The sequence below is a fragment of the Rickettsia felis URRWXCal2 genome (assembly GCA_000012145.1).
Classification (GTDB): Bacteria; Pseudomonadota; Alphaproteobacteria; order Rickettsiales; family Rickettsiaceae; genus Rickettsia; species Rickettsia felis.
In genome coordinates this window covers 723,875-742,056 of the sequence record CP000053.1, presented here as the reverse complement: position 1 = coordinate 742,056, position 18,182 = coordinate 723,875, and the positions used below count along the sequence as shown (strand labels likewise).

The following is an 18,182-nucleotide window of genomic DNA, read 5'->3' as shown; positions in this document are numbered from 1 at the left end:
AACCCAGCATAAAGCGAGATAAATCGAGCTTTTAATTTCAAAAATTTGCTGTATTTATATTTTTTTCTGGCTTCCTGCTTTCGCAGGAATGACATCGAGGGTTCTTTAAAAATTATCCAGTACTATCGTATGACCGGTCTCTATTTATTTATCGGGGTTTCTACCAAAGCATGCTTAAGTACTTGGTCGATATTTGACACGGATATAATTTCTAGGCTTTCTTTTATATTCGGCGGTATATCTTTTAAGTCTTTAACATTCTCCTCAGGAATTAATACGGTTTTAATCCCTCCCCTACTCGCAGCAAGTAACTTCTCTTTAAGGCCACCGATAGGTAAAACATTTCCTCTTAAAGTAATTTCACCGGTCATTGCTACAGTGCGGTGTACGGGTATTTTAGTCATTAACGAAACAATAGTAGTAAACAAAGCACAGCCGGCAGACGGTCCATCTTTTGGAATAGCTCCCGCCGGTACGTGAATGTGAATATCAAAATCTTTATAATTGTCGTATTTTAATCCAAAATTTGTTGCTCTGCTTCTAAAACAACTATAGGCAGCCATTGCCGATTCTTTCATAACATCACCAAGTTTTCCGGTGGTCTTTATTTCACCTTTCCCTGGAAATGCTAAAGCCTCTATAGTTAAAAGCTCTCCTCCTACTTCAGTATAAGCAAGTCCTGTAGTACTCCCTATTTGGTCTTCTTTCTCGGCAAGCCCGAAATTATATTTTTTAGCCTCTAAAAATTCTTCAAGATTACTACTATCTATGGCAATATGCTTAACTGTTTTATCTGCTAAAATTTGCTTTAATGCTTTTCTTGTTAACGCTCCTATTTCACGCTCTAAAGCTCTTACACCTGATTCCTTGGTATAATATCTAATTAAATCCAAAATTGCCGTCTCAGATATAGTAATTTCGTCTTTTTTGATTTTATGCATTTTAAATTGTTTCGGCACTAAATAATTTTTAGCGATTTGGAGCTTTTCCTCTTCTACATAACCGGAAATATATATTTTTTCCATTCTATCGCTTAAAGCTCTTGGTAAATCATGAGAATTAGCAGTAGCAATAAATATTACGTTTGATAGATCATATTCTACTTCTAAATAATGATCCACGAAATGACTATTCTGCTCAGGGTCTAATACCTCAAGCAAAGCGGATGCCGGATCACCTCTAAAATCAGAACTCATTTTATCGATTTCATCAAGCAGCATTACAGGATTACTAGTCTTAACTTTCTTAAGTTGACCTAAAATTTTACCGGGCGTTGATCCAAGGTAAGTTTTTCTATGCCCTCTGATTTCTGCTTCGTCTCTAACACCGCCAAGAGCAAATTTAGTGTATTTTCTGCCCATTCCTTCGGCAATAGATTTTACAAGTGAAGTTTTACCGACCCCTGGCGGACCTATCAAACATAATATAGGTCCTCTAATTTTACTTGAACGCTGTAATACCGCTAAATATTCTATAATTCGTTCTTTAACTTTTTCGAGTCCAAAATGGTCACGATTTAAAATTTTCTCCGCTTGGTTAATATCTATTTTGCTATTATCATACTTACCCCAAGGCAAACTTAGCAAAGTCTCAAGATAATTACGCGTCACTCCCGACTCTGCCGACATTTGATTCATACTACGGAGTTTTTTAAGCTCTGATTCTGCTTTCTCTTTAGCTTCTTTAGATAATTTTAAACTTTTAATTTTTTTCTCGATATCGGCAAGTTCCGATTTATCTTCATCAAGCTCCTTTTGAATAGCTTTCATTTGTTCGTGTAGATAATAATCACGCTGCGTTTTTTCGATTTGCTTTCTTACTCTTTGCTGTAATGCCTGCTCGGTTTCTGAATTTACTATATTGGAAGTAAGCGTACTAATAACCGTAGTGATACGCTTAAAAGGACTAGTTTCTTCTAATAAATGCTGCTTTGCCTCAAGTGAAGTTATTAGATGTGAAGCTAATATATTTATAATATTTATAAAATTAGTGCTATTACTTATTTCTTTATTGATAGTTTCAATAATTTCCGCATTAACTTTCTTATCATTAATCGCATATTTACTAAATAATTGTACTGCATTATCCACTAATGAACGCATGTTATTAACGTCAAATATTTCTTCATCCGGAATAATTTCATAATTTGCTTCAAAAGCATCGTTGCCTTTGATATTGCTTAGCTTTACTCTTGCTACTGCTTCTATTAAGATTTTTGCCGTATTATTAGGCAACTTCACTATTTGGATAATCTTGGCAAGTATAGCTGTGTTATTAAGTTCATGTTTACTAGGGTTTTCTTGATCAAATTTTTTCTGTAAAGTTACTAAAATATATTTACTATTATCTTCCTCAGAAACGGTAGTATGAGATAACGCTTGCAGCGATTTTTGTCTACCCACGAAAATAGGAGCAATTACTCCTGGGAATACTACCATATCTCGTAATGCCATAAGCGGCAGGGATTTTTTATTCATCAATTAAAACCTTTTAAAATTTCTAATTATTAACTATATAATATAGTATAAATGCGATTTCAAGCCATCTTTATTAATTATATTTATGAATTTATTACTACAATCTTCTCAAAATGTAGCTACTGCACATAATAGAATAAAACAATATCTACATTTAACTCCAATCGTTCACTCTGAAAGCTTAAATGAGATGCTTGGTCATGAGATTTTTTTTAAGGTTGAATCATTACAAAAAACCGGTGCATTCAAAGTTAGAGGAGTATTAAATCATTTATTAGAATTAAAAGAGCAAGGAAAATTACCTGATAAAATAGTCGGTTATAGTACGGGTAACCATGGGATTGGTCTTGCTTATGCAAGTAAATTATTTGGTATTAAAACAAGGATTTATTTACCGTTAAATACTTCAAAAGTAAAACAGCAAGCAGCTCTTTATTACGGCGGTGAAGCTATATATACAGATACTCGACAAGAAGCAGAAGAAAGAGCAAAAGAAGATGAAAAGCAAGGATTTTACTATATACATCCTTCCGATAGTGATTCTACAATAGCAGGTGCCGGCACATTATGCTATGAAGCATTACAGCAGTTAGGCTTTAGTCCTGATGCTATTTTTGCCTCTTGCGGCGGCGGCGGTTTAATTTCCGGCTCATATCTTGCCAAGGAATTAATATCACCGACAAGCTTGTTAATAGGTTCAGAACCACTTAAGGCAAATGATGCTTATTTATCGGTTAAAAATAATAAGATATATAGATTTGATGACGCACCGACTACCATAGCAGACGGTCTTAAAACCTTAAGTGTATCAGCTCGTACATTTGAATATCTGAAAAAACTTGATCATTTTTATTTAGCAGAAGAATATGAAATATATTATTGGACAGCGTGGCTTACTCATTTACTTAAAGTTATATGCGAGCCGTCAAGTAGTATAAATATGGTTTCAGTGGTAAATTGGTTAAAAACACAATCCAAACCTCAAAAATTACTAGTACTAATCTCAGGGGGTAATATCGACCCTATTCTTTATAATGAATTATGGAAAGAGGAGTATTTAACCGTTCCACCAAGCATTACTAACTAAAGATAAATATCGTCATTGCGAGAAGAAACTGTAAGTTTCGACGAAGCAATCTCAGGATATTTGACGAGATTGCCACGCAGCCTACGGCTGCTCGCAATGACGATTTGGTATCCACGCAACACGACTTCCTCACAATAACGTAGACTTTCCAAGTTATATTAAAATTTAACCCTTACTTCTTACTGCTTCTTGATTTTTAGTAGAAGTACCAGGAGTAGTTTGCGGAGGTTTTATATTAGAACTTCTTAGTTTTATTGAATCTTCAAATATGGTTTTATCAAATGCTATTGGATTGATTTTTCTGAGTTCCGCTAAATTAAAATTATTAACTTGTTGCTGTTGAACTATAATAGGCTCACCCGTAACAGGAATTAAATTTTTAAATTCAGGATTAGTTGCTACTTTATCTTTATTTTCATTCAAAAATTTTGTTAGACCTTCAGCAATTTCAGGATTTGTTAAAGCGTTTGAAAAGATTTTATTATTAATTTCTTTTACTACATACTCATCACTTTTAATCATATATTCATTGACAAGTTTTTCTAATCTTTGTCCTAAATAATCTTTCCCTGTAAAAATTGATTTAAATTTTTCCCATAAAGAAGTACCTCTATCATTAATATCTTTTAATTCAGTGGCTATTTTAGTACTATTTTCAGTTAGATAAGTAGAATCTAACTTATTTAATTCCCTTATTATTAATTCAGGATTGATGAGTTAGTAAGTATAATAGTTTCTTCTAATTGCTTACTAATTTTATTATTTTTTTCTAATCTACTACTAATCTGCTGTACCGTATAAGTGGCTGCCTTTTGTAATTCCTTAAATTCCGCTTGAGATAATTGATTTACTCTTGGTATAAACTGCTTACTATCTTCATTAAATTTCTGATTTTTATCTCCTTGAATAATAAATTTTTCATATTTTTCAAGTTTTTCCGGAGTGTTTTTAGGATCTTGTTTTAAGATTTCTATAGCTTTATCTTTACAGCCTGTGCATATTGCTCTTTAGGTATAGAATTTCCGCTTACGGCTATTAATGCTTCTTTAGTTGCTCTTATAGGACCAGCAAAGATTTCTTCTTCATCCTCTATACCCATAAATGATAATTCATCAAAAGGTCCTCCTTTATTTAGAGGAAGTACAAAACCTTTAAGTGCTGCTTCAGCCCTTGCGACATCAAACTTTAACTTATCTGCTGCACTAGGTATTAGTTTTGTATCTTGTCCTAAATTGATATGCAAATTATCTACTAATTTTTGTATATCTTTATTTTCTACGACTTCACTAATAATTTTACTGGCAAGTACTTCAAGCGTACTAGTGATATATTCTTCAGATTGTAAATATTGTTGAATAGGATCGGGAGTAACAATATTTTTATTCAAAGTATCTAATCTACTATCTACGTTTTTTATATCAACTATTTTACCTTTTACTGCCGCCGATATCTCAGTTACTTCATCGCTTTTTTTAATTTTTTCAATAGTATCATTTATATTAGTTATAATCTCTGCCATATAATACTCATTATTAAGTTATTTGATATAATGTAACCAAGTTATCAAACTTCTTAAAAATTCGCAACTATATTATCATATAAATCATTATTTACTATGCCCTGACTGTTGCCCACTCTCTTTACTTTTATTAAGCTTATCAACATGAGATATAGGGGTTGATATAGAAGACTTATAGCTTTGGGATATTGTTTTATTTTGCTCTTTACCTTGCTCTTTTTTTGCTGTTATGATATTGATTTCTTTATTTGGTGCTTGTTTTTCTCTTTGTAGTTCTTCCGATAAATTTTTCATATCTGTATATGAACTATTACTTTTTTCAAAGTTAGCGACTGCTTTATCTATATTTTTTTGAGCATAATCCGTACCGGTAAAAACTGCTACTATTCTTTGCCATAGCTTAGGTTTGCCTACTCTTTGTAATTCTAATGCTATACTTTCTCCCCATCCGTGTTCAGTTAAATATCCAGGATTTAGCTCTGATAATATTTTTTTAGTACCGTTAACAAGTGCAGGATTATTGCTCTCAAGTAATGGGGCAAAATTTTTGATAATTTCTCTACCTTGCTCTGTCATTTTTTCAGGCGGTAGTTTACTTATTGCCGGTAGTAATGAATTTATTATTTCACTTTCATTTACTCCTGCTCCTTGAATTATATCTATTCCTTGCTTTATGTTTTTATTTGTTTCAATATTTTTTTCAAGAAACTTGCATAATTTATCTATTGTACTTTTAAAAGCATTTTGAACCTCAACCTGGTCCGAAGTTAATGTAATTTGTTGTAAATCTATATTCTTATTAGCTTTCTTAATTAATTTTTCAGCCTCTGATATTGTTTCTTCAGAAATTTCAACTGTTTCTTTTGTTACTTCATCATAAAAAGGTTTATCTAATTTTTCTTTAACTCTTTTTAAGAGTTCTTCTCCATATTTTTTACGAGGTATTTGTTCATCACCTACACTCATTTCTATTAAAGCACTTTCAACAGCGTTTTTATAAGCTTTTGCTTGTACTTTAACAGTTATATGATCTGCTACTCCATCAAATGATATTGGAAAGCCTTTAATTATAGCTTCATTTTTAGCTACTAATTTTTCATATATATCTTTTTCTTTAGGCAATAAATTTGTAGTATATTTTTTATTTTCTTTCAATAAATCAGATAATTTTTGTATTTCAGTATCATTAAGATATTGATTTGCTACTTCAGGAGAATACAAAGTTATAGCTGCTCCTACAGCTTGTAAATGTAGGTCTTGCCTTTTGATTAGAGAAGGCTCTTTTAAAGCCAGTGTTACTTTTTCCTCTAGTTTTCTTATTATCCCTGCTGCACTATCAACTTGATATTCAAAAGCAGTTTTAAGTTTCTCTTGTGGTCTATCAGGTATTAGCTCCTTGGCCATATCTTTTCCTCTATTAATTATTATTAATTAAATTAGATAATAATTAGTTAAAGAATGCAAACCAATTTAAAATTTATGAATGAAAATTAATTAAAACTTATAAAAAGAATTGTATTTTTTCATAGAAGAGGTCCTTATCGTAATTTCATCAGGGATTTCGGTTATAAACCTTGAAGGGTAAGAGCGGACTATTTCATAAAATATTTTTCTGCTTTCGGCGTGGGTAATGTAGAGGTCTTTTTTGGCTCTCGTAATGCCGACATAAGCAATGCGGCGTTCTTCTTCTAAGCCTTTTTCGCCTTCTTCGTCTAGAGACCTTTGAGACGGAAATACCCCCTCTTCCCAGCCCGGTAAAAACACCACGTCAAACTCAAGCCCTTTAGCTGCGTGCAGGGTCATTATAGTAACAGAACCACCGTAATTAGTTTCAAGCACTTCGTTTTCCATAACTAAGCTTGAATGTTCGATAAAATCATGAATATCGTTAAATTCGGCAATAGCTCTAAGCATTTCGTTAATATTTTCGATTCTACCGAATGCTTCTTCGGTTTTTTCTTCTTGAAGCATTTCAAGATAACCGGAATCATCAAGTATTGCTTTAACTACGTTTATTGGAGCATCTATACTAAATCTTTCGTGCCAATTATCAATTTTAGTAACCAAATCTTTTAGAGTTTCATATGGTTTTGCTTTAATCTCGCCCATTTCCAACATTTCTTTAATGGCTGCAAAATTAGAAATATTTCGCTCAAGTGCATAGACTCTAATTTTATTTAAGCTAGCTGCACCTATTGCCCTTTTCGGCACATTTATAATACGCTCAAGTGCTAGATTGTCATTTTGATTTAAAGATATACGGATATAAGCAAGCACGTCTCTTATTTCCATACGTTCATAGAACCGCAAACCTCCTATAATTTTATAAGGCATAGCACTATTTATAAACGCTTCCTCAAAACTTCTTGTTTGAAATCCGGCTCGTACTAATATTGCAATATTGCCGGCATTATATCGGTCTTCTCTCACTAATTTATCTATTTCGCCGGCTATATATCTTGCTTCTTCTTTATCACTCCAACAAGAGATAATTTTTATCTTTTCACCGCTTTCCCTATCCGTCCATAACGTTTTACCGTGACGGTTTTTATTATTATTAATAACATTGGAAGCAGCAGCAAGTATAGGCAAAGTTGATCTATAATTCTGCTCTAATTTAATAATCGTTGCACCTGCAAAATCTTTTTCAAAGCGTAATATATTACCGACTTCCGCTCCTCGCCAACCATAGATAGATTGATCATCATCCCCTACACAGCAAATATTTTTATATAAACTTGCGAGCATTCTTGCCCATAAATACTGGACAACGTTAGTGTCTTGATATTCATCGATTAAAATATATCGATATTTTTCCTGATAATATCTTAGTATTTCGGGATTTTTAATAAAAAGCTCATTATTATAAAGTAGCAAATCTCCAAAATCTAAAACATTAGAAATAAGTAAATTTTTCTGATATTCTTCGTATACAAGTTTTGCCACCCTCTGCAACGGTAAATTAGTATCTGATGCTGATAGTTTACTTGGTAATAATCCTTGATCTTTCCATCTCGAAATTATGATATGTATTAATTTAGGAGCATATTTTTTAGTATCGATATCTTTTAGTTTTACTATATCTTTAACTAGTTTTAATTGATCATCATGACTAATAATAGTAAATCTATTATTTAAACCAAGATTTAAATGCTCAATTTGGTCACGTAATATCCTAGCTGCCATTGAGTGGAAAGTGCCTATATTAAGACCGTAGCAATTAATTAGACTGTTAACTCTTTCAGCCATTTCTTTAGCAGCTTTATTAGTAAAAGTAACGGCTAGAATATTTTGAGGTGACGCTAAATTTTGGTGAACAATATTAGCTATTCGTGAGGTAAGTACTTTTGTTTTACCTGTCCCTGCACCTGCAAGCAATAAAAGCGGTCCTTTAGTATGAAGAACTGCTTTTTGCTGTTGTGGATTTAATGTATGTATGAAATCTTGATTATTTAACATTATTGTACAATTTGCATATTGTTAGACTGTAGTTGTCATTCCTGTGTTGTTGCGTAAGCAACGAATCGTCATTGCGAGCAGCCGTAGGCTGCGTGGCAATCTTGTCAAGTATCCTGAGATTGCTTCGTCAAAACTTATAGTTTTTCCTCGCAATGACGGAAACAAGAATAACATAAGCATCACCTAATTCTTTTCAGATTTTTAATAATATAAGAAATAGTAATTATTGGACTACAAATAATTATTTTAAATAACCTAAAATAAGAGCTTAAATTTCTATCTTCAATAAACCAATTATATAAATCATTTATAGGTTTAATCTCAGCAGGAATAATATATTTATCTTTAAATAATTCTTTTAAAGCTCTTTTGGCCTGTTTTGCTTCTATTTTACGCTCTATTGTTAAGCTTTGATCATGTACTCGGTAGAAATATAAAGATTCCGGTATATGAGCAAATTTTGTAACAAGTCCAAAACGAAGCCAATATTCGTAATCATCCACTAACTGCATATTTTCGTTATATCCACCTACTTGCCTTGCTAAATCGGCTCTATATAAGAAACATGCACCGACGCAATCTCTAATCGGTAAAAACTTAGGCGGTTCTTGATAAAGTCTTGCACCTATACTACCTTGCTCATCGATTAAAGTATAATCAGTATATACAAGCCCTATCTCAGGTGAATTATCAAGTGTCTTAACCATTTTTTCTAAAGCATTTTCATGGAAAAGATTATCATCTGAAGTCCAAGTAAAATACTCCCCCTTGGCCTCTTTAAAAGCAACATTCAAACTTGCCGGTAATTTTTTATTGGTCTCGTTTACTATTACCTTAATACGTGAATCCTGCTCTGCATATTTCCTAGCTACTATAACGCTACTATCTTTTGAGCAATCATCAATAATAATAAGCTCAAAGTCTTTAAAGCTTTGATTAAGGCAGCTCTCAATAGCAAAAGGTAATAGCTTCTCCCTATTATAAACCGGTAAAACTATTGAGATTTTTAGAGTGTTAGTACGCATCCACCCCTAGAATATCAAGTTTTTCTATATATTGAATTACGGTTTCTTGTAATTCGTCGGAATAATAATTATGCTCAAAGTTTAATGATGTATTACATAAAGCATTATTAAGCTCTTGAGGTATTATAATTTCAATCTTATTAAATTGTTCAATTAGTCGTACTATAGGATCAAAATATTCAATTGAAAGCGGTATCTCTTTATCTAACAATTCAGCAAGGTTATTAGATGTTATGTGTAAGTGGTGATTAACTTTTTCTTTACCTATTATTAAACAAAGCGGTTCATAATTATCAAGTATAAGACTAATTTCTTCAATTTTTCTTTCAATATCATTTATAGGAACAGGCATAATTTTTATTCATAATTATTATTTCATTGTCATACCGTGGTCAAGCTAGCGTTATTGCATGGTTCGCAAAACCTACTCAATGTCATTCCTGCGAAAGCAGGAATCCAGCATAAAGCGAGCTTTTAATTTCAAAAGCTTGCTGTATTTATACTTTTTTTCTAGATTCTCGCTTTCGCGGGAATGACATAAACGAGCCACGCAATAATACCTCGCAAGAATGACATAAAAGAAACAATGCGGGCATTCTTAATTCTGTAAATTTATATATTTCGTATTTAGATATTCAAATATCCCTTCAAATGAACCTTCAACTCCAAAGCCTGAAGCTTTACGCCCTGCAAAAGGTGCTTTTGCATTTCCGGGCAATGGGTTATTAATTGAAACCATACCGAAATCAAGCCTAGTTGCTATCATTTGTGCCACAAGATATATTATTTGAATATACATATCCTTGCAAGCCGTATTCGGTACTATTTGCACGTTCTATTACTTCATCCAAATCTTTAAATTTATAGCACGCAACCACCGGACCGAATATTTCTGTTCTAAAGATATCCATATTATCCAAACAGTCAATAATAATAGGCTCAATAAAATTATCAACAGCTTTACCGCCGCAAATTAATTTAGCTCCTTTATTTTGTGCATCAGCGAGTAGCTTTTGTATTTTTTCTATGGCAGCAGAGTTAATTAACGGACCTATATCTGATGCTTTATCAAATCCGTCACCAGATTTAAGCTTAGTAAATTTAGCCTTTAGAATTTCTATAAATTTTTCATATATAGATTCTTCTATAAATATCCTATTAGGTGAAGTACAAGACTGGCCGCTATTTCTAGTTTTAGCAACTACCAAATCGCTTGCTACTTTTTCCAACTCATTATCTGCCGTTATAATGAAAGGAGCATTGCCTCCAAGTTCCAAAGATAAACGTTTTAGAGTATTTGCGGCATTTTGATATAGAATTTTACCGACATTTGTAGAACCGGTAAATGATAATTTCCGAAGCCTAAAATCTTCGCAAAAAGACTTACCTATAACATCCGAATCACCGGTAATCACGTTAAATACTCCGGCTGGCAAACCGGCATCGCTTGCAAATTTCGCAAGTATTAAAGCTGATAGAGGCGTAAGACTTGACGGTTTTAATATAACGCTACAACCCGCAGCTATTGCAGGCACTACCTTACGAGTAATCATTGCATTTGGAAAATTCCAAGGAGTTATAGCCACAGACGCTCCAACCGGCTCATATTGCGTAACAATTTTATGAGCTTTACTACTGCCCGGTTTAATGGTCCCGTGAATATTATGTATAACATATGTATACCAATCAATAAAAGATGCTCCGTATAGAATTTCTTTTTTGGATTCAGAGAGTACCTTACCCTGCTCTAGAGTTAATATATGACTTAGCTCATCAATATTTTCGATTACTAAATTATACCATTTTCTAAGAATCGCTATTCTTTCTTCAAATGAACTTTGTGACCATGAAGAAAAAGTTTGCACCGTATTATTAATTGCTGAATTAATCTCAGATAATCCTAAATTCGGAACTGTAGAAATTTCTTTTAAGGTCGAAGGATTAATAACGGATATTTGCTTCCCGAACTCTATAAATTCACCGTTTATATAATTCTTTCCCGTAATATTTTTAAGTAAGTTCATAAATTCCTCATTGTCTGCTTGGATACTAAGCCGTCATTGCGAGCGACTGAAAGGAGCACGGCAATCTCAGGATTATGGCACGAGATTGCTTCGTCAAAACTTACAGTTTTTCCTCGCAATGACGAAAAAACTGTTACAAATTTATCTTAAAATTATCCTGTAATACTAGCAAGAGAAATCATCATTATGAATTGGCGATGCTCCTATTTCTTCTACTCCAATCGTGAATTGTTGACCGTCTTTAGAGAACGTAATTTCTTTATCGGTATCTACTTTATCTCCAATAAAAACATCACCTTCTTGTACTCGTGTTATTAAATTTAATTGTTCTCCTAATATTTTCCAAATAACCACCTTTTGCTCAATATTGTCAGTATATTGTTCAAGCTGTTTCATGCCGCTTGGATCTCTTAAACTAATATGAGTAAATCCTCCACGCATTGCAATTTCTTCAAAAAATTCTTTATTGTAGTTCTCACCAAATCCTACCGCATACATATTAAACTGAGGGTTTTGTATTACAGAGATTGCAGAATCTATAACCTCTTGTTGTGTTGTATTACAGTCAGTTCCTTCGTTCTTTCCATCAGTAAATACTATAATAGTAGAATGTATATCTATTTTTTCTTTCAATAATTCTAAAGCATCTTTGACAGTACCGTATAATCTTGTATATCCATCAGCATTTAAATTTTCTACATATTTCTTAATGTCTTCAAGAGAGTTTTCCTTATCAGAAAAAGATTCCATGCTAGATTGATCATTAAATGAAACTATATTAATTTTCCAATTAGGGATTTCAACTAATTAAGCTAGTATCTTTTGTATATTACTTTTATAATCACTAAAAGTATATTTCATACTACCGCTAATATCTATTAATAAAGTAATTTCATGATTATTATTAGTATTTAGATATTCTGGGTCTTTAGAAGAAAACATAATAGGAAATTTACCGTCTTCCTGCCAGACAAAACCGTTAAATATCGGAAATAAATATTTTAATAAATACTGCTTATCAAGGATAAATCCGCCTTCTAAATTAGAAGCGATAATAGGTGGTTTACCGTCAACTTTATAAGCTTGAACGGCTTGCATTGCTGCACCGTTATTTAGAGTAAAAGTTAAGCTATTATTTTCTTTATGAGAAATAATTTGGGATATTAATTTAGAAAACTCAGTAGGTGGATAGGTATAATCTGTAGCCGGTGTTGCTTCACCTGTTAAAATTTTTGATAATTTATTTTCATCACTTATAACGGCTTGTAGTGTCTCGAGTTTGGATTCATCCATTTTATGTTTTATTGGATTTCCACAAGAGAGTTGAATCTCAGTAGTTAATAATTCTTTATTAAATTCAGCTTCTAATCTTATTGTTTCTAAAATTTTAGACAAACCATACTCTGTTATAAGATTACCGTCTACTAGCTTATAAAATAACTCTCCTATTTCTATATCTGAAGTATCCGCATTATATAATTCAGATTCTACTATATTCTCCTTATTATCCTTAAATAAAGCATGTATCACATTCTTCTTTAATTCATCAGGGGATGCTAATAATGTACGAAAATGTTCTAAGTCATTAGAAGTTGTTTTAAAAATAACTTTATTATCAGTTACCTTTGTAACTCCTATTTCTGCTCCTATAGCTTTTAAAAAAATTTCCCATTTTTTCTCTGAAGTTAAGTGCTGTGTAGGCATAATTCCTCTCTATTTTATAAAATTAGAAAGAAAGATTATATTGCTATAATTTTTAATACAAGAATTTATTAAGAAAAATTAATGAATTTTTATATGATTATGTCTTTTTTTTAGGAATTTTATTATTTATTCAAAAATTTCTCTACCTCAAGAGCAGCCATACAGCCACTACCTGCAGCAGTTACTGCTTGTCTATAAATTTTATCCTGAACGTCACCGGCAGCAAAAACCCCTTCTACGCTAGTTTTAGTTGTACCTGACTTCGTGATGATATAATTATCGTCATCCATTGCAATTTGTCCGGTAAATAGTCCTGTATTCGGTGCATGCCCGATAGCTATAAATACACCGCTACAATTCACTAAACTAATCTCTTTCGTGTGGACATTTTGAATTTTAACTCCGGTAACGGATTTTGGTTTATCGCTACCTACAATCTCATCTACTACATGATCCCAAATTACCGATATTTTAGGATTTTTAAATAATCGATCCTGTAATATTTTCTCAGCTCTAAAACTATCTCTTCTATGTGTTATAGTAACTTTGCTAGCATGATTGGTTAAGTATAAAGCTTCTTCTACTGCACTATTTCCTCCCCCTACTACAACTATTTCTTGATTCTTAAAAAAGAAACCATCGCAAGTAGCACATGCCGAAACACCAAAACCACGAAATTCCTGCTCTGAAGCTATACTAAGCCATTTTGCTTCCGCACCGGTACAGATGATTATACTTTCTGCTTCATACTCATTCCCAGCTCCGGTAAATACTTTAAAAGGTCTTTTTGATAAATCTACTTTTTCCACGTAATCACTAATAATTTCTGTACCGACATTTTTAGCCTGCATAGACATTTGTTCCATAAGCCAAGGTCCTTGCACCGTTTCCGCAAATCCGGGATAATTCTCAACATCGGTGGTAATTGTAAGCTGCCCACCTGGCTGCATACCATTAATTAATATTGGTTTTAGAGCGGCTCTAGCCGTATAAATAGCGGCACTTAGACCCGCAGGACCTGAACCTATTATTAGTACTTTAGTAGTAATTTTCATAATTATTATTTGTTATTAATTTAAATGATTTCGATGTCATTCCCGCGGAAGCGGGAATCCATCATAAAGCGAGATAAATCGAGCTTTTAATTTCAAAAATTTGTTGTATTTAATATCTTTTTTTTCTAGATTCCTGCTTTCGCAGGAATGACATAAGAGCCATGCGACAAAGCCCTTCGCTCCTCGCAATGACGATTTGATATCCACGCAGAAATGACATCAAGACTTCTTCTCTAACCAAGATTTGATATAGTTAATTTCTTCAGGATTCATTAGGGAAGGAGCATGACCAGCATATTTTATTTCATAAAGATCAAAAGTTTTTGTTTCTTTCATCTTTTTAACAGTAGATTTTGTTAAAATTTGAGATTTCATCCCATGAATTACTAATATTCTACATTTTATTTTATTCCGTACGGACCATAGTTTAACATCTTCTTGGTTACTAGCATTTTTCATTCCTTTTGTTATAGCAGGATCATAATTCATTTTATATTTTCCGCCAAATGTAGAAATTACGCTATATTTTGTTAAATAATCCCAATCTTCTTCATCTTTAATACCTATTCGGGCATAAATAAGTTTTAAATGTTCTTTTGCACTAGCCAAATCATCTAAGAGTATCGTTTTTTTAGCATAACCTCCAATTTTAATTAAAGGAGCAGCATCGATAAATGCCCCTATATCATTTAATATTAAGGCTTTAAAAATATTTTTATATTTACTGGCAAGTACCATACCTATAATACCGCCCATTGAAGTACCGAGCCAAATAGGATTTTTAATATTTAGTCTTTTAAAAAAGAATAACGTATCTTTAATATAAGTAGTATAATTATAATGATTAGCTTTTTTAAAATTTTCGCTATCACTGCGGCCGGGATAATTTATTGAAATTACTCTATAATTTTTACTTAACTCTTTAGCTATTTTATCAAAATCATGAGCATTTCTAGTTAAGCCGTGAGCACATACTATTATATTTTTATTTTTAGGATCACCGAATTCCACATAAGAAATTTTATGTTTCGGTATATATTGAAGAGGTAATAAATTAATATAGGGACCAATTTTTATTGAATTAATTTTCATATGAACCTATTAATACCAATTTAGAATAAATTTTAAAAAAATCATTGTCATCATGTTATTAATTTAAGTCACTTAAAAATATACTGACCATTGTCGGCATATATATAACTACAAAAAGCAAAGATAAAAACACGGTAGCTGCAACTTTCTCAGGATAAAATTTCTGTAAATTCGCTATAACTATAGTATTTGCTGCGAGTGGTGCCGTAGAAAGTAGTTTTAGAGCATTATAGTAATCATTGTTATACCATTTTGTTACAAAATGATCAAACATGATAAATAACCCTACTCCCAAAGGATAGAATAAAAATTTAGCAGCAAACGTAGCAAGAGTAAATTTTATATCGACTTCAAATTTTTGTAGAGATGAAAGAGCAAGGCCCACCATTACCATACCGAGTATCGAAAAAGAGCCTTTCATATTATATATAAAATCATCTAAAAAATCCGGTAAAGTAAAACCGCAAAAACTAAATAAACATCCCAAGAAAAAAGCATTTAAAATCGGTAATTTTACTACTTTTAATATACTATCGGTGGTATTTGCAAAACTTCGCATACAAATATAAAAGCCAACGGAACATTCATAAATATTAACTCCTATAACAGCCATCATGTAAATACTTAATGTATAATCATCGAAAAGTGCTGCAGCTATAGGCAACATAAAATATCCGCCATTTGCCGTACCTGCAGACAAAGCTATAATATTACGTGTATGATCTTGCCAAAATTTACCAAAAAAATAATAAGAAAAAAGCGATAAGAGTGTTGCAATTACAAATGTTACGACCGTAACGCTTAATGCCGAAAGTGTTAAGGTTGTACTAGCAGGTATCGTAAAAAATACTATAGGTGATATAAAATAGAATAGTAAAGAAGAGATACTATCTCTTTCAACATTTGAATATTTACCTGCTAAGAATCCTATTACTACACTTAATAATACCGAAACGGTTTTAAAAAAAACTATACTAAAGATTATCATGTAATGAGCTAAAGATATAATTACTTATAATATATGAGGTTTTATTTTTTTCACTAAATTTTGTAAAGATTTTTATTTTATTAACTTTTAATTGAAATAATATAAATATTATGGTATTTAAGATTTGTTGTTTAATATTATATATTTATGCAAAATCTATTACCCTTATTAATTATATTTTTTTGTTTAAATACCTATTCTAATCCTATGCCGCTTGGTCTTGAATTAAATAAAACTACCAATATAGATTTAACAAAAAAATACAAAATCATCAATAAAGAACCTAATTATTGGCAAGGATATAATTATTATATAGAACCAAATGAAAAAGCTATATCTAAAGCCTTAGTAATATGTAATGATTTTAATGTAATAGAAGCCGTTATCTTAACTATAGATAAAAATAAGTTTGAAGAGTTTTATAACATTTTAAAAGATAAAGTGGTTACTTTCAAGGATGGTGAATGTTTAATCATACTTGAATCTTCTGAATTAAATACCGAAATGGAACTTGTATATATAACAAACGGTTTTTATAAAGAATTTTTAAATAAACTAGATAAAGAAGAGAAATTAGAGCAGGAACAGATGAAGAGATTATTGTAGTACTGTCATTGTTGCATGGACTGGTTTTCCGTCATTGCGAGAAGAATTACGTAGTAATTCGACGAAGCAATCTCGTGCTATAGTTCTGAGATTGCCGTGCTCCCTACGGTCGCTCGCAATGACGAAAAAACCAATCCACACAAACACCTATTCAGGAATGACATAGTTAGCCACTTCAGAAATTATAGGCATCTGTAAATCATATTTTTTTATCAAATCTAAAACTAATTTTAATGCTTCTTGTCCTTCTACTAACTCTTTATATTCCCGTAAAAAAATTTTTTTATCGCTACTAATTCCAAGCTCATAACCGAATTTTGTATTACGTGAGCCTAACGAATAACAAGTAAGCACTAAATCGCCTACTACTCCCGCTTCTAACAATAGATTTGTATCAAGTGATCGAGATGACGCTGTACCGCCTAAAGCTTTCGATAAAATAGCAATTTCTTTTAAGACAGTTACTATAAGCGTTGCTCTTGCATTTTTGCCCTGCTTCTTTGCTAAATCAATTCCGCTTTTAATAGCAAAGATATTTTTCAACGCACCTGCTACTTGTAAGGTCACAATATCGCTTGTCGTATTCGTCGTAAAAGTTTTTGAACTTAGGTTATTGGCTATTTTATTTGCTATATCTATATCTAAACTTGCAATACTTGCCGAAGCAGGTAAATTTTTAGCCAGTTCTTTCGCTAGATTCGAACCTGCAAAAAACGCTGTAGTGCTATGCGGTAATAGAGTTTTTAACCTATCTGAAAATAGTTCAGTAGGATTACGGGCAAAGCCTTTTGTAGCGATTAGAAGAGTATTATCTGCAGAAATGCCGTGAGTTTTTAATAATTTTATTGAGTCATCAAAAGCATAAGACGGCACTGCAATAATAATTAGTTCAAAATCCTTAATTACACTTAAGTTTGTAGTAACCTGTAAATGAGTAGGTAATTTAATATCTCCTAAATATTTTACATTAGTTTTGTTATGTAAAATTTCTTTTGCTATTTCCTCGTCACGTAAAAATAAAGTAACGTTATTACAGTTTTGTGCTGCTAAAGAAGCAAGACTAGTACCAAAACTCCCTCCTCCATAAACCGCAATATTTTTAAATTTATTCATTTTATTTTTTCTTTGTCACCCCGCAATACACAA

Annotated in this window: 13 protein-coding genes and 2 pseudogenes; 2 read left to right on the top strand and 13 right to left on the bottom strand. The window is 32.0% G+C overall.

What is annotated here, in order from left to right; translation table 11 throughout:
* Positions 1-140: 140 nt before the first annotated feature.
* Entirely contained in the window at positions 141-2,477 is a 2,337-nt protein-coding gene (gene lon, locus RF_RS03700) for an endopeptidase La (RefSeq protein ID WP_011271022.1), read from the bottom strand.
* Between the two features lie 85 nt (positions 2,478-2,562).
* Between lon and RF_RS03695 the strand changes: the two genes are divergently transcribed.
* Positions 2,563-3,564, top strand: a complete 1,002-nt coding sequence (locus RF_RS03695; RefSeq protein ID WP_011271021.1) for a serine/threonine dehydratase — start codon at positions 2,563-2,565, stop codon at positions 3,562-3,564.
* 165 nt (positions 3,565-3,729) lie between these two features.
* Here the strand turns inward: RF_RS03695 and RF_RS03690 are convergent.
* From RF_RS03690 to RF_RS03635, 11 genes and pseudogenes are all read right to left on the bottom strand, one after another.
* Positions 3,730-5,083 (bottom strand): annotated as a pseudogene (locus RF_RS03690) (hypothetical protein).
* Between the two features lie 87 nt (positions 5,084-5,170).
* Positions 5,171-6,487, bottom strand: a complete 1,317-nt coding sequence (locus RF_RS11410; RefSeq protein WP_011271018.1) for a hypothetical protein — start codon at positions 6,485-6,487, stop codon at positions 5,171-5,173.
* Positions 6,488-6,577: 90 nt separating this feature from the next.
* Positions 6,578-8,542, bottom strand: coding sequence for a DNA helicase PcrA (gene pcrA / locus RF_RS03675; protein ID WP_011271017.1), 1,965 nt, complete (start codon positions 8,540-8,542; stop codon positions 6,578-6,580).
* Between the two features lie 179 nt (positions 8,543-8,721).
* Positions 8,722-9,567 (bottom strand): glycosyltransferase, encoded by an 846-nt coding sequence (locus RF_RS03670; RefSeq protein ID WP_011271016.1) that lies wholly within the window; start codon positions 9,565-9,567, stop codon positions 8,722-8,724.
* On the bottom strand, positions 9,557-9,919 hold the full coding sequence (locus RF_RS03665) for a hypothetical protein (protein ID WP_011271015.1): 363 nt from the start codon (positions 9,917-9,919) through the stop codon (positions 9,557-9,559). The genes RF_RS03670 and RF_RS03665 overlap by 11 nt, the downstream gene beginning before the upstream one ends.
* Positions 9,920-10,165: 246 nt before the next feature.
* Positions 10,166-11,591: pseudogene (locus RF_RS03660) on the bottom strand (NAD-dependent succinate-semialdehyde dehydrogenase).
* Positions 11,592-11,756: 165 nt separating this feature from the next.
* Positions 11,757-12,374, bottom strand: a complete 618-nt coding sequence (locus RF_RS11405) for a VWA domain-containing protein (RefSeq protein WP_268747332.1) — start codon at positions 12,372-12,374, stop codon at positions 11,757-11,759.
* A 24-nt stretch (positions 12,375-12,398) separates the two neighbouring features.
* Positions 12,399-13,295, bottom strand: coding sequence for a hypothetical protein (locus RF_RS11400; RefSeq protein WP_011271012.1), 897 nt, complete (start codon positions 13,293-13,295; stop codon positions 12,399-12,401).
* Positions 13,296-13,417: 122 nt separating this feature from the next.
* Entirely contained in the window at positions 13,418-14,350 is a 933-nt protein-coding gene (gene trxB / locus RF_RS03645) for a thioredoxin-disulfide reductase (RefSeq protein ID WP_011271011.1), read from the bottom strand.
* Positions 14,351-14,569: 219 nt separating this feature from the next.
* Positions 14,570-15,442, bottom strand: coding sequence for an alpha/beta fold hydrolase (locus RF_RS03640; protein WP_011271010.1), 873 nt, complete (start codon positions 15,440-15,442; stop codon positions 14,570-14,572).
* Positions 15,443-15,500: 58 nt separating this feature from the next.
* Positions 15,501-16,430 (bottom strand): AEC family transporter, encoded by a 930-nt coding sequence (locus RF_RS03635; protein ID WP_011271009.1) that lies wholly within the window; start codon positions 16,428-16,430, stop codon positions 15,501-15,503.
* Positions 16,431-16,577: 147 nt separating this feature from the next.
* On the opposite strand from RF_RS03635, the gene RF_RS10570 reads away from it, so the two are divergent.
* A complete protein-coding gene (locus RF_RS10570) occupies positions 16,578-17,036 on the top strand; it encodes a hypothetical protein (protein WP_011271008.1) in 459 nt (152 codons plus the stop codon).
* Positions 17,037-17,183: 147 nt separating this feature from the next.
* Here the strand turns inward: RF_RS10570 and RF_RS03625 are convergent, their stop codons facing one another.
* Positions 17,184-18,149 (bottom strand): NAD(P)H-dependent glycerol-3-phosphate dehydrogenase, encoded by a 966-nt coding sequence (locus RF_RS03625; RefSeq protein ID WP_011271007.1) that lies wholly within the window; start codon positions 18,147-18,149, stop codon positions 17,184-17,186.
* Positions 18,150-18,182 lie beyond the last annotated feature (33 nt).

Excerpts from the sequence above, each read along its gene's own strand:
- lon (WP_011271022.1), bottom strand. The coding sequence starts at position 2,477 with ATGAATAAAAAATCCCTGCCGCTTATGGCATTACGAGATATGGTAGTA.
- RF_RS03695 (WP_011271021.1), top strand. The coding sequence starts at position 2,563 with ATGAATTTATTACTACAATCTTCTCAAAATGTAGCTACTGCACATAAT.
- RF_RS11410 (WP_011271018.1), bottom strand. The coding sequence starts at position 6,487 with ATGGCCAAGGAGCTAATACCTGATAGACCACAAGAGAAACTTAAAACT.
- pcrA (WP_011271017.1), bottom strand. The coding sequence starts at position 8,542 with ATGTTAAATAATCAAGATTTCATACATACATTAAATCCACAACAGCAA.
- RF_RS03670 (WP_011271016.1), bottom strand. The coding sequence starts at position 9,567 with ATGCGTACTAACACTCTAAAAATCTCAATAGTTTTACCGGTTTATAAT.
- RF_RS03665 (WP_011271015.1), bottom strand. The coding sequence starts at position 9,919 with ATGCCTGTTCCTATAAATGATATTGAAAGAAAAATTGAAGAAATTAGT.
- RF_RS11400 (WP_011271012.1), bottom strand. The coding sequence starts at position 13,295 with ATGCCTACACAGCACTTAACTTCAGAGAAAAAATGGGAAATTTTTTTA.
- trxB (WP_011271011.1), bottom strand. The coding sequence starts at position 14,350 with ATGAAAATTACTACTAAAGTACTAATAATAGGTTCAGGTCCTGCGGGT.
- RF_RS03640 (WP_011271010.1), bottom strand. The coding sequence starts at position 15,442 with ATGAAAATTAATTCAATAAAAATTGGTCCCTATATTAATTTATTACCT.
- RF_RS03635 (WP_011271009.1), bottom strand. The coding sequence starts at position 16,430 with ATGATAATCTTTAGTATAGTTTTTTTTAAAACCGTTTCGGTATTATTA.
- RF_RS10570 (WP_011271008.1), top strand. The coding sequence starts at position 16,578 with ATGCAAAATCTATTACCCTTATTAATTATATTTTTTTGTTTAAATACC.
- RF_RS03625 (WP_011271007.1), bottom strand. The coding sequence starts at position 18,149 with ATGAATAAATTTAAAAATATTGCGGTTTATGGAGGAGGGAGTTTTGGT.